Below are 17,211 nucleotides of genomic sequence, written 5' to 3' on the forward strand. Positions count from 1 at the left end.
AATTTGAAACAGAAAGACTACATGTCCTTATAGGATACATGATGCATCCGCCTTATACAAATTACAAAAACAATCTGAAGTAAACTTCTATATTCCAGAACCCATTTATTCCCTTAAATAGAAGATATTATCCGCTGGAGCATCGAAATGAATAAGAAAAATTCCAAAAACATCTACATTACAAAGGAGTTATTTCTACAAAAGGTGGGATTAAAATGAAAGTTACATTAGAAACCGTTTCTACAGAACATCTAGAAATATTAAAAAATTTCTACGCTCTATATTTACATGATTTATCCGAATTCTCCCCAACCCTTCATCCAAATGAGAATGGATTTTTTGAATTTGATGCTTTTGAACTTATTTGTAACCGAGATGAGCTTTCTCCATACTTCATTACATATGAAGAAAAATATGTCGGATTTCTCTTGTTTACAAAATCGCCGTTTACCGCACCTGAGACAGACTACTGTATTAACGACCTTTTCTTATTAAAAGCCTATCGTGGAAATAAGATAGCAGAGTTAGCAATTTTAGAACTTTTAAATCAGCACAAAGGAACCTATTATGTAATGCAATTAAAGAACAATAAAACAGCGGTGAACTTCTGGAAAAAGTTCTACCAAAAGAATGAGATAAAGTATCAAGAAGTTGAGAAAATAAGTGATGACGATCTATGCTTAACACAAACATTTATAGTTCCATCCTTACTTTTCAAGTCGTAATCCCTATATGCTTATCATTCATTGAAACCCTTTACTTCCCTATTTCTCATGTTTTTGCAATAATAGAATAAGAACTATAAACAAAGGTAGGGATTCTATGAACATTCGCGTAACTGATGAGGCAAAAGCCGTATTACATAAATCAAACACAAATAACAAAAACATCATACGGATTCGAGGTACAATGACAAATTCTTGTAGTATATTTGTTGATGTTGACTTAATTTTTGATGCGTATAATCCAAATGAAATCGCTTATGAAGATGAAAGCCTTATTATTCAAATAGACGATTTTACAAAAGACTATATAGGAAATACATTAAAACTTGATTATAAAACGACAGGTTTTAGTATTACGACTCCTAGCGAAACACTTGTATATGGATTATCAATTAAAAAATAAAGTCATAGTGTTTATAAAAAAGTTTGATTAAAACATGATGGTAATGCCTAGATTTACACTATCGTTTAATGAATACTTTATAAGTTTATAAAGGCGTAGCGAAAATTGCACTGGGCATTCGCGATTGATCAGCAAGAAAAGACCTGACATTATATATCAGGTCTTTTTTCATGTCTTATTCTATACCAACTGCATCATAAGCCTTCGCTACAGCTTGTACTTCTTTAGAGTTTTTACCATATAAATCTTCTGCGGCTTGAAGTGCAGCTTGGCGCATCATTTTAAAATTAGATTTTGCAGTTAAATATTTGGTAAGGACACGATAGTAAATTTTTTCTGTAGCTTCGCGGCCAACGCCATTTACTTCCACACCATAATGCCAGCCACCTTCTGACAATAAATATGCTGCTTTATTATTAATACTACTGTTAATATGAACACCGCCATTATCATATGGGCCAGGATAATATTTTCTATAATGATCTGGATAACCTTGAGTTGGTTCTAATGGATTGGGAATAGAAGCAGGATTACTTAAGGAACGCATCGCATCTCCTGCTATATCCGGTGTATAAATATCTTCTCCCGCTTCCCAATCATCACGGTCTACCATCGCACCGAAAATATCCGAAAATGACTCGTTTAATGCACCAGACTCATCTTGATACTCTAAATTTGCTGTATGCTCTGTTACAGCATGTGTTAACTCATGGGCAACAACATCTAAGCTCGCAGAAAATGGAATAAATAATTTTCCATCTCCATCACCATACGACATATACACACCGTTCCAACTAGCGTTATTCCAGTTTTCTCCTACGTGAACAACAGAACGTAACTTTGCTCCTTTGTTGTCATAGGAATTACGATTAAATGTTTTCTTATAATAGTCGTATACTTTTTCTGCATTTACATGTGCATCAACACCTGCTTTATCTTCAAAGAACTTGAACTTACTTTCAATTTCATAACCTGTATATCCCAGTCCTTGTGATGGTGAATCATAAAATTGTTTATTCAAATTTCTCCAATCAAACGTATAAACACCGTTTCCACGTTTGCCATCAAATAAATGAAATGCACTTGTTTTTTCATTTTGAACAATTTCAAATGATTGTCTGTTTCCTAAAACACCATATCCAAAACCAGTAATATGATCAACCGCATTATATTTATTGATCACATTTCCATTTGTTGCATCAATAAAATAATGCCAGTAGCCTGGTGCTGGTTTTGAAACAGATACTTTTACAAGATAGGAAAGAAAATATTGTCCATCTTTTTCATATACGTATAAATCTTTCTTAATACCATCATAGTTATCTACTTTTCCAATCTCTTTCTCAATACCAGCTTTCGCAATATTTACAGCCTCATCTTCTGAAATACTTGCAGTTGATGAGATATTTTTATTTTCTAAATTCGGGATAACTTGTCCAAAAAATGCTTTCACATTATTATTTTTATCAAGTGCTACTGTTTGATCAGAGCCATATACTGGAACACCATTATATTTTTCAATAAGCCTCACATGCGTTGTTTCTGCTTCTGCGTCTTTTTCTTCTCTAACGATTTCAAAATGTTTCTCCATATTTCCTGCTAATTGAAACATGTCTTTCTTACTCTTTAAATATTCGAACACCGTTTCTTTTTTATCTAGTCCTTCCGGTGCTTTCCACTCTTCCCCAATATAAGATGGTGTCTGAAATTCTTGGTTGTATTGAATTTTTTGCTCTGCTGCATAGGTACGTGACGTGCCTAATGTCGCAAATGCCCCTAAAGCCACAGATAAAGCCAATGTTGAAGATAAAATCTTCTTTTTCAAAAATACCACTCCCCATCCCTATTTTTTTTGACACATTTCTATATTTTTTAACACTTTTATATAATTCTAGTGATAATAGTACACAACCTTCTACCTGAAGTTTTAGAAAATTTACACAGAAAATTCGGGACATTTAATTATAAAATTCATACAAAAAAGAACAGCGCTATCTGTAGACGGTAAACGTAAAGCAACTCCAAAATATACAATAAAAGTTGATTTTGGAGTTATTTTTTGTGTACTTCACTTTTTTCGGCACTCTGCATCTAGAAAGTAAATTTGTTGCCCCTTGCGCAAGATATATTTTGGATAGCACCACATCACCTTGTGAAATACCCCCAAAACGAAAATTTTATCATTCTACAGTTATTTATAAAAATTCAATTCATTTTCATTTTGAGGAACAATGAATTTCTTGGTTTAATGGTGATGTGATAGACTCTTTGTATGTATGTTTCACCTCTTTCAAGGATTATTTATTCGCAATTTTCATTTGTTTTATCTTGAGAAAAAAACTCCTAGACAGACCCTCCAAAAAAGAACAGAAGGAGCCCATAGTGATAGGCTCCTCTTAAAAATTAAAGTTACAAGATTTATTTTACTAATAATGAATATGTTCCATTTCCGTTTTCCTTTTCAAAAAATGCAACTACGTAGTACTTCCCAGGTTTCGCTTCAAATTTCCCTTTTATATTATTTCCATCCGCTTGGCCCGTAATGACAGGATTTCCTAGATCTGATTCGTGATATACATCCCATTGTATCCCAATACCCTGTTCATCTATAACAGAAATATCTACTTCTTTTGGAGATGTAACATTGAATGTGTACATATACGCCATATTAGGCATATCCATATTTCCTTTTGAAAGCTTATTAAAACGAATTACCTTTGCATTTTGATAGTTATGACCTGCTGGCTCATCTTTTTTTACGGTAACCGTTGTTTGTCCTCGGCCCGCTTTTCCTTTATTATCTTTCACTGTTAACTTTGCAGTATATGTTCCCTCTTTCCCATATACATGAGTAGGATTTGCTTCTGTACTTGTTGTACCATCTCCAAAATCCCAGAGATAAGAAACAATTTTTCCGCCTGTGCTTTCTGTACCATCGCTATGAAACTCAACTTTTTCATTCACTATCTCATTGTATGGTCCATTCATGTTTACTTTAACAGTCTGTTGTTCTTCTTCTCCCGTTGCAACACCATGGAATACAACATCGTATTCAAATTGATTGTTCGCATTCACACGATAATTGACAAAATATGCTGTAACTGTTTTGTAGCCGCTCCATTCTTTTTGCGCTAACTTTTCTAAAGATTGATTGATTTGCTTGCTCATCGCTTTCCAATCCTCAGATTCTCCTTTTGTTACACCGCCCGTATATGTTCCTTCTAATGTGAACGTATCAAAAAATTGAGACTTATGCTTTGTAATCGTTGCATCTTTTATCTTTGCTACACCTGTAATTTCTTTCTTTACATCAGCTAGTGGTTTTGGTGCATGTTCAGCTAAATAATCATCTGATACTTGTGGGACATTATATGTATCTCGATTATCAATCAATTGCTTCATATAGTCTTGGTATTCTTTATTTAAATTTGGATCTTTACTTAAAGCTTCACGATATGCATCATAGCCATTCACATCATTTGCACGAATGAAATCTTGAATCTTATCGAAAGTTTCAAATTGATGAGTATATAAGTAAGACTGCAGCGCAAAAGAATAATTATAAAAATCCCATTGCTCTGGTCCTTCTCCATATTTCGAAAATAATGTTCGTTCTGCTGTATAACGCTTCGCAGGATCAGATGATAATCCACTAATTATACTTTTGCGTGGAACAACATTATTCGTACGAGTAGATCCCGCAAAAAATTCGGCATTTCCTTCTTCAAACCAAGTCAAACGTTGATTTTGATACATTGCCCCTTGTCCCCATGACCCTGGAACTTCGTACCTTCCCTGTAAATAGTGTGTAAATTCATGACGGAACAATTCTTCCAAACTATAACGACTTTGCTGTGGTGTACGCTCAAATGTAAAAAACGTTCCGATTCCTTCAATGTAAATTCCACCATTATCTGTTGAATATCCATATAGCTGGCTATTTCGTTTATATTCATCTGGATTATTATAAATGACTACTGTCAGTACATCATCAGCTTTTCCTGATTCTAACGCTGTATCCTTCCCAATTACACGATGATATTGCGCTTTTACTTCTTTAGCAGCCCAGTACAGTCTCTTAACCTTTTCTTCCGTTACTTTATCTCCTGTTTTAAATACAATAGAACCGTCATCAAATGTATACGTTTTTGGTAAGTACTGCTGTTGGCCTTCTTCACGAATTTTTTTAAAATCTATTGTATTTCCGTTGTAATCTTTTCCACCATAGTTTGTTGAAATTTGCTCTGCCGCATTAAAATAAGCTTCACTTAAACGAGGGTACATATGCATTGCTTGTGTAAGTACTTCTAAAGGCTTATTTGTATTACTATGGAAATTCCCGAAACGACCAGTATAATAAATACCATTATTAATTAACCAGCTATTTTCTGGTGTTACCTGATTTAGAAGAGCCAGTCGACTAATTTCATTTATGAAACCATCAATTTTCCCATACCATATTGTTTCATTCGCTTTTTTCCTTGTATCATGCAAGTAAGACTGCATATCATCATCAATCCCTTGCATAAGCTGATACACGGCGGCCCCTTTATTCTTGTCACTTATATATGTAGAAATATTATCGTTATATTGTTTTAATATATTCGCTGCATATTGAACGGTTTCAGCATCACAAGTAGCGTTTCTAATTACTTTACCGTATGCAAATACTACTGCATCCTGTTTATCTGTACCAAGTTTAAAATTCGGATTTTTTGCAATTGCTTTTAATGCAGGTAAACATTTATCCTGGAAGCTTCGCTCATATAAATAGCTTACCTCTTTATTATTAAAGCCTACATAAGATACGGAACGTAATATTTCAGCAAACGTCTCAATTCCTTTTGTATCATCTTTTGTAAATGTGCTTCCACGACGGCCTAATTCATCAATAATAACCTGAATTCGCTCTTTATTTTGATAAAACGCTTTTGTTTCTTGATTAAATTTATCTAAATCTGTAATTTGATTCCAACTAATATTTCCCAATGTATCGATGAATTCGTCATTACTCATTCTATTTAGCTCTGCTAAAGAATACTTTTGCTGAGATTGTTTTGCCGCTGCTCGTTTCACAGCCGGAGCTGGACGTTGTGAAAAATCGTTCACTTTTAAACGTTCTTCATAAGACAATGTTTCGTCTGCTTTTGTAGAGTGTGCAAGTTCATCTGTTGAAGTTTCTATCCCAATTGGTTTCTTTTGCAACACATTATAAGGTGTGTTTTCTTCCGCTGATACTTGTGTTTGAATACTTCCAAATGATAAGGCCACTGTACTAATACCGAGCATCATTTGGGTAAATTTTGATTTCTTGTTCATCATATTTCCTCCATTTATATATTCCATTTAAAATAATAACATATTATTTATATAAAATAATGTAATATGTAATATTTCATGTTTATCTTTCTAAATATATAAATTCTCCATTAATTGTTAACAACAAAACGAAAAAGTCGTTTCTAGATGCTGCTGATAAATGGTGTGCTGTGGTAACACCGATGACTGAAAAATGTTTAATATGTATTACAGCTGGATATATCCACTTATGATTTGATACGTATGTGAATCATAAATAAGAAAAGAGAGTCCCTTTTCCCAAAAAGGCACTCTCTTTTTTTCAATTAGATAGTTTCTCCATGATCTAAACAAAGTAGATTAGCTTTAGCTGATGGCTCTTCAATAGATTGATTAGCAACACCAACAGATAAAATCCCCGTAAAAATCATTACAGTTAAAATTAGTTTTTTCATTATTTTTATGCTCCCTTCTCTAAATCTTTTTTGTCAGCATCTAGGGCAATGTGAAAGAATCTACTGGCTTTTTCATAATTGTTTAGGTCATAGAATTTGTTTCCGAGAATTGAAGCATATTCTTTTACATGACCCCATAGGTTTTCTTTCTTGAAATAATATATTCCCGTCATAATAACTTTCTCTAGTTCCCCAATCTCTGCCCCCTTATTGAGTTCTCTTAAGATAGCGAAATGGCACTTATATTCTTTAAGTTTTGTAAGGTTATATCCTACCTCAATTAGATCTGCAGCAAGAAAATTTTCTCCTAACTTATAATATTCCCTAGCTAATAAGAACATAGTTCTAGGGTTATTTTTTAAAGAATCCTTTAAATATTTAATCGCTAACTCTGAAAGGTTTTGATCAGCATATAATAATCCTAAATTATGTTTCACTTTACCTATTAGTTGTTCTTCGCCATATTTTTCAAATATTCTAAGAGCCGAAATGAAATTTTCCTCCGCAATTTCAAACAGTCTAAGTTTTGTACAAGCAAGTCCTATGGTATTTTGACAGGAAGCAACTTTCATTTCATATCCTGTATGCTTCGAAAATACCTCTTTTGCCTTATTAGCATATTTTGCAGCCAACAACGGGTTTAAGGATTGATAATGGAATACTGCAAACATGTAATCAAATTCAGCCTTTTCTAATTCATCTGGAATCGTTGCTAAGAGTTTTTCAGCCTTCTCATATTGTTCTTTTGCTTCATTATGATTTCCAACCGAAATTGCATAAATAGCTTTGAAGAAATGATAATAATATTTCAAAAATGTTTCGGTTTGCTCTGGAAATGGAGCAATCTTTTCTAGACAGTCTTTAGAACCATCTGTATCACAAACCAGTAAATTATATCTAAAGTTAAGTAGAGAATAATAGATAGAGATATTAGAGTCTTCCTCCATACTATGAATATTTCTATCAATCTCTTCCTTTAAGTGCTTAGCTTTTATTATATGTTGAGAAATAATTGCATTATACCAACCGCTTAATAATGTTATTATTTCTTCTTTTGCTATTATATGTGTATCCATAATATTCCTCATCCTATTATAGTAATATCATCATAAAAAACAAATTTTCCGACATCTAACTTTCCATAGTCGAAACAATGGCAGAACATGTCCAATCCCTTGCTTATGCAGCCATTATGTGCTGAGTCCATCAATACGGATAAGAGCTATATTTCTCGCTTACTTAATTTTCGCTGCATCAAACGCTTTTTGAACTGCTTGAACTTCAGCTGAGTTAGCCCCATATTTATTTGTTGCAACTCGAATGCAACCCGCTCTCAATTCAGAGAAATCAGAAGTCATGTTTAATTCATCAGTGTTTGCATAATGGAAGATATCAAACATTTTATCCTCGCCAATACCTTTTACAATTACACCGTTATGAGTGCCACCTTTTGCAATTAAATACGCAACTTTATTGATAATACTAGAGTTGAAATGAACGCCACCATTATCCCATCCATTAAAATCGTTAAATTCACTATAATCATCTGGATAAGGTACTCCAGCTGAAGATTTAATTGAAGATGGATTTGCCATATCACGGAACACCGCTCCCGTTTGCTCTCCCATTGTCCAGTTAAATGCTCCATTATTTACATATTTCTCAATAGCTGTTCCCATAATATCAGATAACGCCTCGTTAATCGCACCAGATTCTCCGGAATATTCCAAATCGGATTCACTAGATGTAACCGCATGTGTAAATTCATGTCCCGCTACGTCAAACGCCTTTACAATAGGATCTCCGTATACAAGCATGCTACCATTATTATAACTTGCTGCATTCTGCCAATTTTTCGGATCATTTGTATCTGCAGAATCCCAAGCATGTATAACTGATACTACTTTTTGTCCCTTATTATCAAAACTATTACGCTTATATTTATCCTTATAAAAATCATATACTTTTGTTGCTAAGTAATGAGCGCTTACCGCCTTTGGATCATTAAATGTTGTTGAAGTGCTAGTTGCTAGAGTACCAGGATAATATCTTTCTTCTTTAGTAATATCTCTATAATTTACATCATACGTTTCAATTCCTTGCCCTCTAGTGTAATCAGCAAGCGCATATTTTCCATTACTTTGTTTAGAGATACCAAATGTACGAGAGATACCTAAATCATCTTTTCCTGTTCCAGTTAATGATGTAAGATTGCTTTTTCTACTTTCCTTTAAGGCCCCAACAAGCTTTTCACTAGCTTTTAAGTTAGATTCCTGCACCATATTTTTCAACATATCCCCATTATGTGCATTCACTAAATATGTTCCAGATACATATTTTGGTGTTGCAGCAGCAAATGTAACTTGGTATGCATTGCTGGCTTGTCCATTATTTTCATCAACAAAAATAACTTCCTTTACTTCTGGTTCAGAAATAAAATTGATATCATTCCCGTATTTCGTATAAATATATTGTTTCGCTTCTTCTTGTGATAGATTAATAGGCTTCTTTAAATCTTCTTGTTTTAAATTTTGCGCGCTATCCCCTGAAACACTTTTAAGAACACCCTTTTTATCTACGTGTGCAGTCAATTGATGGCCATATACTTCTTTTCCTTCGTATGTTTGTTGCATACGCACAAGTGTCGTCCCATCATAAGAAGCTCGCTTTTGAAGAACCTTATAATCTACTCCTGTTTCTCCATTCACTTGTTTTGGAGACAACGCTTGCTCTGTTTTCTCTTTAAGAGCATCTTTTACTACATTCTCTGGCTCCTTTTGTGATGGTTGTGTAAGTTCACCTGTACGAAACGAATCCTCTTGAATTTGAACTTGTAGTTGATCTGTTTCCTCTGCATGACCTACTCCATATGGTGCTACGGCTGTTAAAGCTAATCCTGTTGTTAACGCGACTGTAGCTAATGTTTTTTTATTCTTCATCATATTCACCTCGTATAATTTTCTGAAATATTGAACTTGTAAAAAAGTATACTGTCTATTCTTGTCAAAAAAAAGAGAAAATGCAGAATTTATGTAACATTATGCAAAATTTCATATTTTAATGTCGATAATTAGTTATTTACATTCAATTATTCTAGAAAAAATTAATGTTTATATGGATCTAACTAATCCTTATTTAAGAACAAACATTAAAAACTTCATTTTGAAAAAATTTGATCAAAATGAAGCTATGTCTTCAAAATAAGTATGTGATTTTGATAATAAAGTTTAAATAGAAATAAAACCTCAGCATGGATTGAATTTGTTTTCAAATTCTGTTTTAGCAATTTTAATATATTTATTAACAAACTCTGTTTGTACTTCCATGTTTCTGTCTTGGTCATATTCATACGTGTCTATTAAACTCCTTTTTAATTTAAAGCAAAAATAATACAAGAAATAGATACTATTCATAGTTTATACAAACAAAAACGAAGTCTTGTGGAGGACTTCGTTTTTTACAGTGCATAATGAATTACAGAAATTATTAACACTTTTATATTATTCAACAATTCTGAATGCGGTTCTTTTCGTTTAAAAACTATGCTACAAATCCGAAATATTCTCTTTTTGATGTAGTTGGAAATTCTCTTATTTTCGTTAGTTTGATAGCACTAGGAATATACCCTATTAATGTTCAAATGGTAGATCAGACATAACCTTCTCTTCTTCCTCTTCATGACCTTCACCACATAATGCCACTGTTGGTATAATTAATCCCGTTGCCAATGCAAACTTTATTATTTCTTCTTTACTTTGCATGTTTTCACCTCGTATAATTTATATAGTACCATATTAAGATTAAATATTTTATATGTCGCATCAAAATAATAGTGAAATGCATTTTCTATAAAATTTTAATGAACAGTCTATTGCTTGTTATTTACGACAGGTGATGTGTGTCATTGTTGAACTAGAAGAGTTTTTCAAAAAGAAGCAACCGTGTTTACTGACGTTTGTTTCTGTTACATTCGTGCTCAAATGATAAATTAAAATCAGCTATACCATTTCCTTTTTATGGTATTTTTCATGTTGTTCCATAACTAGTAAAACTAATTCTGCTGTTAACAAAACATTATATACAAATTTCCCCTATTTATGTTTTTCACCACACTTGATTTCTCGATTTACCAATCTTAAATACATTATAATTGTCTAATAGTGTCGAAAAAAAGAGGGATTGAAATTTATCAATTTATTTTGCAACATTCAGAATTCGGATATTAACGCTAATGTTCCATCTACGATTTTTAAAGCTTCCATTACCCATTCCCATATTATGCGTAACAACACACGCCTATCAAGTTAACATGATAGGTTTCCACAAAAACGATACAAATAAGACACTGTTAACCTGAGCGCGGTGCTACCTTATTAAAGTGTTCTATTTCATGGTTATTGTGTAATTTCTATGTAACAAAGAAAAAAGCACCCTATTTGGATGCTTATCGTATGAATATCTATTGAGATCAAAGCTTATTCATAAATTACATACAAGCAAAAAGATATGTACTACGACGTACTATAACCTTTTATGTCTTCAAGTGAAATTAATGAGTGAATCTACCGCCAAGCTGTTGTTCAGCCATAGCTACTAAACGTTTTGTAATCTCACCACCAACTGAACCATTTGCACGAGATGTTGTGTCTGGACCAAGCTGTACGCCAAATTCTTGTGCAATCTCATACTTCATTTGATTAATTGCGTTCTCAGCACCTTGAATCACTACATTATTATTTCTGTTATTTTTATTTGCCATATGTATCACCTCCTACGTTTTTAACATGCTACGAATCACGGAAAAATATTTATTCCTTTTTATGGTAATTAATATTTAAAAGTTTCCGTTCATGTTCAATCAGAAAAACAAAAAGAACTTGTAGCAATCACTACAAGTTCTTTTTAAGGTAAGGTGATAAAAAGGGAACACAAACTATCTTAACAGGCATATTAGAAAAACATAGGGATGATGCTTGATAGGTTTATTATATAACAAATTTTAACATTTAGAGACTGTATTTTTGAAAATTATGTGAATTAAGAAAACATAACCATTTATTTCCTTTTTATTCTGTTTAAAGACCCACTATAGTTAAATGATTTTTCCATATATCCCTTGTATATTAATTGATCTTAAGATGTAAAATATCCATTAATAACTACATTGTATGTAAATTCAAACCACAGAAGGAGCTATATATCATGGATAAAAAAGATTTACGAAATCATCAAATCAACAACATGCCTTTAGATGCACTGAATACTCCGAGTAAGGATCAAGAACAAATGCAAGAATCAGATCAAAGGCTTTCTAACAGAAATGAAGATAGACTCATCAAAAGACAAAACAACAAGCTTTAGTTAAGAACGAATAGGGAATTTTGTTGCATAAATAACTACCTTTATTACCGCTATACAGCTGCATCTATTTTATTTTTTACTTCGAGAAGGTATTATATCTATAAATCTAGAAGGTAAAACAACATACTTTTTTTCCTGGAGTGATTCCGTATGAAAATACTAGAACACGAAACGTAACAACCGTATATCTCAATTAGAGGCCCTCCTCCTCTGTTTATTCACTTTATTTTTCTTATAATAAACAGGAGGATCGAACATGAAAAATGATAAATTATTTTTAACACTTTTAGAAAATGCAAATACGAGCTTTAGTGGATGGGATTTCTCTTTTATTACAGAAACTGGTCGCATGAAAAGTGAATTACTTTCTTGGTCATATGGCAGCATGGCCTTTCAGCTTATACAAAACGCTCATGCTATGCTTGATATGGGAACAGGTGGCGGTGAATTTTTATCCCTGTTAAGACCTTTCCCTTCGACTATTTATGCGACTGAAGGTTATACACCCAATATCCCTATAGCAAAAAAGAAATTAGAACCTTTAGGTGTAAAAGTAGTAAAAGTAACGGATGACAACACCTTACCGTTTGATGACAGGCAATTCGATTTAATTTTAAATCAACATGAATCATACTCTGCTTCTGAAGTAAAAAGAATCCTTTCTCCAGATGGCATCTTCCTTACGCAGCAAGTAGGTGGCTTAGATTGTGCGGAAATCAATGAAACACTCGACGTACCACTCAATCTAGAATTTACAAATTGGCAGTTAGAAACAGCTCTAGAGGCAATACAACAAAGTGGTTATAAAGTTTTACAATATAAAGAAGAATTTCCCGTTCAAAGATTTTATGATATCGGTGCTTTCGTCTATTATTTAAAAGCCATTCCTTGGCAAGTACCTAACTTCAAAACTGAAACATATATAAATGAGCTATACAAAATACACCAAATTATTCTACAAAAAGGGTATTTCGATGTGAAACAACATCGTTTTATGATTAAAGCTCAAAATCTTTAATCAGTGGACGTTTCTTCTTGTTAAATGAATCAGACTGTTACTGCGGGCTAATTCGAAAAGAGACCTAAAAGGTATGCTTCATTACCTTTTAGGTCTCTTTTTTGAATACATTATTTATTCTATCCTTAAAAATCATTTTACTGCGGTTTATTCGGCTGTTCTACAGGAACTGGATTTCCATCCACTCGTTTCGCTTTCAATTCAAAATAGGCATCTAAAACTTCTCTTCCAATTTTAGAATTAATCCCTGATTTATCATCGTTTACCCATGGTACAACTACAGAAAATGCAACTTCCGGTTCCGCGTCATAAGGGGCATAGCCAGCTAAGGTTAAATTATAACATTTTTTTCTATCTCCATTTTCGTCTTTACCTGTATCGCTATCACCACCATATATCGCTTCTGCTGTTCCTGTTTTTCCAGCAGGCTTATAAGGAAGATTTTGAAAGTGGGCTACACCAGTTCCGTCAGTTTCTTGAAATACCTTTCTAAATCCCTCTTTCACTTGATTTATATACGAAATATCCATATCTACACGATTTAAAATGACTGGTTCCATTGATTGAACAACCTTACCAATATCCTCTGCTTTATCTGGTTGCTCTCTAATCTCTTGTACAATTTGTGGTTTCATACGATAACCACCATTCGCAATCGTTGAAATATATTGCACAAGCTGAAGCGGTGTATACGTATCATATTGACCGATTGAATAATCAAGTAAGAATCCCGGTGTATTATCTTTTCGTCCCCGTTGTCCCGCAGTCTCATTGGGTAACTCAATCTCCGTTGGAACGCCTAAACCAAATTGCCCAAAATGATAGCGCATTTTATCAAATACTTCTTGTTTTATATTTAACGGACTATTCGGTACATAATCAATTCCAGCAATCTTTAAAGCGGTATGAAACATATATACGTTAGAAGATACTTGTAAAGCTCTTACATCATCAACATCACCAAAATCTTTCCATGATTTCTTTTCTTTTGTTGTTCCTTTAAATGTCATCGGCGCATCGAAAAAATGAGTAAATGGCTTAATAGCACCCGTTTGATAACCCGTTAGTAAAGTTGCTCCCTTTACTGTTGAACCTAATTCATAAGAGCTCGTCATTGTACCAAGTGCAAAATCTTCTACTTGCATATTTCCATCTTTATTTACTAGTTTTTTTCCTGAGATTGATAACAGCTGTCCATTTTTAGGGTTCATCATTACCACAAAGGCCCGATCAAGCAACGGTTCTATGCCTTTGAATGCCATTAAATTTCTTTCAATGCTTTCCTCAACTTGCTTTTGTAATTCCATATCAATCGTTAACATTAAATTATTTCCACTTTTTCCTTTTTTAATTTGTTCGGTTCGAAGTATCTTTCCCTCCTTATCTGTAATGTTTTTTGATTGCGCTTTCGTACCATGTAACGCATCTTCATATTGCTTTTCAATATAACTCTTTCCAACACGATCATTACGGTTATACTCTCGAACTAAATAATAGTCTAGTTGTTCCTTTGGAAGTCCTTCATCAGCGCTTGAAACGTTACCAAGTATAGAACGAAGTATCTTATCATATGGATATATACGTTCCCAATCTACAGTTGTATCTACACCTGGAAGATCCGCTAACTTTTCACTAACCACGGCATATTCGTCTTGTTTTACATCCTTCTTAATAATTTGAGGAATCATTTTATAACCAGCGCTCATTTTACTTTTAATTGCTAATACTTCTATATCTTGGACAGTCAGTTCCTTTAATTCCTCCGCTGTAATCCGCTCACGTCTCAATTCTTCCATCTTTTTATCTAATTCTTTTCCCTCTATTTTTTTTGCTCTTAGTTTCTTTTCATCCTCCTTTGTCACCTTTTCTGCTGCACGCTTCTTATGTAATTGCATCCAAAAATCTTTCTTATCTACCTCTGTTAATTTATCCATAGCTTCCTGCGGCATTTCAATGATTTTCGCAAGTAGTTTTGCCGTATTTAACATTTCTTCTGAATTAACGCCTGTCATTTTTGTATATGTAATAGTCCGTAATGGTTTATTATCAACAATCGAATGGCCTTCTCGGTCAAAAATTTTACCACGCGGAACAGGAGTACTAACCGTTAGATCCTCCTTCTTTTCCACCTTATTTGTATACGTCTTGCCATCTATAATTTGGACCTTACCTAATTGAATAATAACAGTTGAAAACATAAGAAATACAAAGAAAAACAGCACATTTAACCGAAAAGGAATGTGGTTTTTCTTTTTCCGTTTCGTTTTCTCTTTCTTCTTTTCCATTATGCTCTCCTCTCTCTATAGTTTAAAGTCCCTTTCCCTCACACAATTCGCAAAATAAGTAACCAAAAACAAAACCATACATACTCATCCTGATATAAAAATTTTCTCTATTAATAATATTAAAGCACATAGATAATATAATTTATAGTATTTTATGGAAAATTAAGAAAATTTAAACTCGAGAAAACCGAGATAAATACCTCTTATCTCGGTTCTCCTACACCATTTAAAATTGATCTACAAACTGCCCAATCTTCTGCTGAAATACATAATCAAAATGATTCTCTTGCCCCGTTAATTCTTCATTTACTAAAATTGTTGTTGCCCCTACTTCTCTTTTTGCAATTTGCGGGAATGATGCAACCGGCTGCACTTTTAACGACGTTCCCATCACTAGTAATACATCCGTTTCATATAAACGCTGTATTGCATTTTGATATTGCGGTAATGTATCACCGTATAAAACGACATCTGGATTTAAGATAAAATTACATATTTCACATCGTGGCAGTTCATGATCTATCATATATTGCAAATCATATTTCGTTTTACATTTTGGACAGTGAGCTGTTTGGAGTGTGCCATGTAAATCAATAACGTGCTTACTACCACCTAATTGATGTAAACCATCGATATTTTGTGTTAATACCGTAATATCTTTTCCTTTTCTTTCTAAATCAGCTAAAAATTCATGCCCTCGGTTCGGTTTATATTGATGAAACGTATTAATTTGAAATATTTCTTTATAATGTTTCCAAAACTCTTTTGGGTTACGGTTATAATACCCTCTCGATAAGTACATTTCTACTTTTGCATCTGCATATAAACCATTCGCTGATCGAAAATCCGGAATACCACTTTCAGTACTCGCACCAGCACCCGTTAATACCGTAATATTATTTGCTTTTTCTATAATAGAACGTACTTCTTCATATTGCTGCATGACTCTCACCTCTATGTATACTTCTTCCTATTATTATAACATTTGTCCATAGTAGGCGTTGCATTTTTGCTTAGTGTGTTGCCCCGCCGCATTCTACAATATCTGTTTCTACCTCTAATGCGACCTGTATTAACAATTCAATTCCTTTTGTAATAACAGGCAGTGACATACTTGATTGCCCAGGATGATTACTTGCTTGCTTTGGCAAAAACGGAATATGTATAAAACCACCTCGGATCCTATTTCCATTCTTACCTAACATATGCATAAGTCCATAAAAGAGATGATTACAAACAAATGTACCTGCAGTTTGCGAAACAGAAGCTGGTATTCCTTCTTCACGAAGTTTCTTTACAATCGCTTTCATTGGAAGCGTAGACCAATATGCGACTGGTCCTTCTTCTATAATAGGTACATCAACCGGCTGATTCCCCTCATTATCAGGAATCCTTGCATCATCAACATTAATTGCAATTCGTTCCACTGTAATATCTGGGCGTCCTCCTGCTTGTCCTATACATATAACAAGCTCTGGTTCTATTTCCTCCATATAAGTCTGTAACACTTGTAGTGACTTATGAAATACAGTCGGAACTTGCTTACTAATAATCTTGTAATCTCCCATCACTTGGCCATCTAGTTCCTTTGCAACTTCCCAGGCAGGATTCATTTCTTCTCCACCAAAAGGCTCAAACCCTGTTAACAATACTGTCTTCATCATCC

The 17,211-nt window shown here is 33.5% G+C and carries 14 protein-coding genes; 4 read left to right on the forward strand and 10 right to left on the reverse strand.

Annotated features, from left to right (window positions below):
* Positions 1 to 215: 215 nt before the first annotated feature.
* Both BLV40_RS11775 and BLV40_RS11780 read left to right on the forward strand, forming a co-directional pair.
* Positions 216 to 725, forward strand: a complete 510-nt coding sequence (locus BLV40_RS11775) for a GNAT family N-acetyltransferase (RefSeq protein WP_026592852.1) — start codon at positions 216 to 218, stop codon at positions 723 to 725.
* A 97-nt stretch (positions 726 to 822) separates the two neighbouring features.
* A complete protein-coding gene (locus BLV40_RS11780; RefSeq protein WP_026592851.1) occupies positions 823 to 1,128 on the forward strand; it encodes an iron-sulfur cluster biosynthesis family protein in 306 nt (101 codons plus the stop codon).
* A 175-nt stretch (positions 1,129 to 1,303) separates the two neighbouring features.
* Here the strand turns inward: BLV40_RS11780 and BLV40_RS11785 are convergent, their stop codons facing one another.
* From BLV40_RS11785 to BLV40_RS11810, 7 genes are all read right to left on the reverse strand, one after another.
* Positions 1,304 to 2,953 (reverse strand): M4 family metallopeptidase, encoded by a 1,650-nt coding sequence (locus BLV40_RS11785; protein WP_090690200.1) that lies wholly within the window; start codon positions 2,951 to 2,953, stop codon positions 1,304 to 1,306.
* 593 nt (positions 2,954 to 3,546) lie between these two features.
* The gene (gene colA / locus BLV40_RS11790) at positions 3,547 to 6,447 is read right to left on the reverse strand and encodes a collagenase ColA (RefSeq protein ID WP_090690204.1); all 2,901 of its coding nucleotides are present in this window, start codon (positions 6,445 to 6,447) and stop codon (positions 3,547 to 3,549) included.
* Between the two features lie 305 nt (positions 6,448 to 6,752).
* Positions 6,753 to 6,881 carry a hypothetical protein gene (locus BLV40_RS29620; protein ID WP_255259976.1) on the reverse strand — a complete coding sequence of 43 codons (129 nt, stop codon included), beginning with the start codon at positions 6,879 to 6,881 and terminating at the stop codon, positions 6,753 to 6,755.
* Positions 6,882 to 6,886: 5 nt separating this feature from the next.
* Positions 6,887 to 7,957, reverse strand: coding sequence for a Rap family tetratricopeptide repeat protein (locus BLV40_RS11795; RefSeq protein ID WP_090690208.1), 1,071 nt, complete (start codon positions 7,955 to 7,957; stop codon positions 6,887 to 6,889).
* 159 nt (positions 7,958 to 8,116) lie between these two features.
* A complete protein-coding gene (locus BLV40_RS11800) occupies positions 8,117 to 9,820 on the reverse strand; it encodes a M4 family metallopeptidase (protein WP_090690211.1) in 1,704 nt (567 codons plus the stop codon).
* Positions 9,821 to 10,510: 690 nt separating this feature from the next.
* Positions 10,511 to 10,642, reverse strand: a complete 132-nt coding sequence (locus BLV40_RS29625; protein WP_280138897.1) for a hypothetical protein — start codon at positions 10,640 to 10,642, stop codon at positions 10,511 to 10,513.
* A 788-nt stretch (positions 10,643 to 11,430) separates the two neighbouring features.
* Entirely contained in the window at positions 11,431 to 11,640 is a 210-nt protein-coding gene (locus BLV40_RS11810; protein ID WP_026592462.1) for an alpha/beta-type small acid-soluble spore protein, read from the reverse strand.
* A gap of 443 nt (positions 11,641 to 12,083) precedes the next feature.
* On the opposite strand from BLV40_RS11810, the gene BLV40_RS28555 reads away from it, so the two are divergent.
* A complete protein-coding gene (locus BLV40_RS28555; RefSeq protein ID WP_170833646.1) occupies positions 12,084 to 12,242 on the forward strand; it encodes a hypothetical protein in 159 nt (52 codons plus the stop codon).
* Between the two features lie 256 nt (positions 12,243 to 12,498).
* Complete coding sequence (locus tag BLV40_RS11815; RefSeq protein WP_090690215.1) at positions 12,499 to 13,260, forward strand: class I SAM-dependent methyltransferase; 762 nt, start codon at positions 12,499 to 12,501, stop codon at positions 13,258 to 13,260.
* A gap of 137 nt (positions 13,261 to 13,397) precedes the next feature.
* Here BLV40_RS11815 and BLV40_RS11820 read toward each other — a convergent pair whose 3' ends face one another.
* The 3 genes from BLV40_RS11820 to pcp form a co-directional block, all read right to left on the reverse strand.
* On the reverse strand, positions 13,398 to 15,545 hold the full coding sequence (locus BLV40_RS11820; RefSeq protein ID WP_090690218.1) for a peptidoglycan D,D-transpeptidase FtsI family protein: 2,148 nt from the start codon (positions 15,543 to 15,545) through the stop codon (positions 13,398 to 13,400).
* A gap of 226 nt (positions 15,546 to 15,771) precedes the next feature.
* Positions 15,772 to 16,488, reverse strand: coding sequence for an NAD-dependent protein deacylase (locus BLV40_RS11825; RefSeq protein ID WP_139265526.1), 717 nt, complete (start codon positions 16,486 to 16,488; stop codon positions 15,772 to 15,774).
* Between the two features lie 70 nt (positions 16,489 to 16,558).
* The gene (gene pcp / locus BLV40_RS11830; RefSeq protein ID WP_026592458.1) at positions 16,559 to 17,206 is read right to left on the reverse strand and encodes a pyroglutamyl-peptidase I; all 648 of its coding nucleotides are present in this window, start codon (positions 17,204 to 17,206) and stop codon (positions 16,559 to 16,561) included.
* Between the last annotated feature and the right edge of the window lie 5 nt (positions 17,207 to 17,211).

Source organism: Bacillus sp. 166amftsu, assembly GCF_900107445.1.
Lineage (GTDB): Bacteria > Bacillota > Bacilli > Bacillales > Bacillaceae_G > Bacillus_A > Bacillus_A arachidis.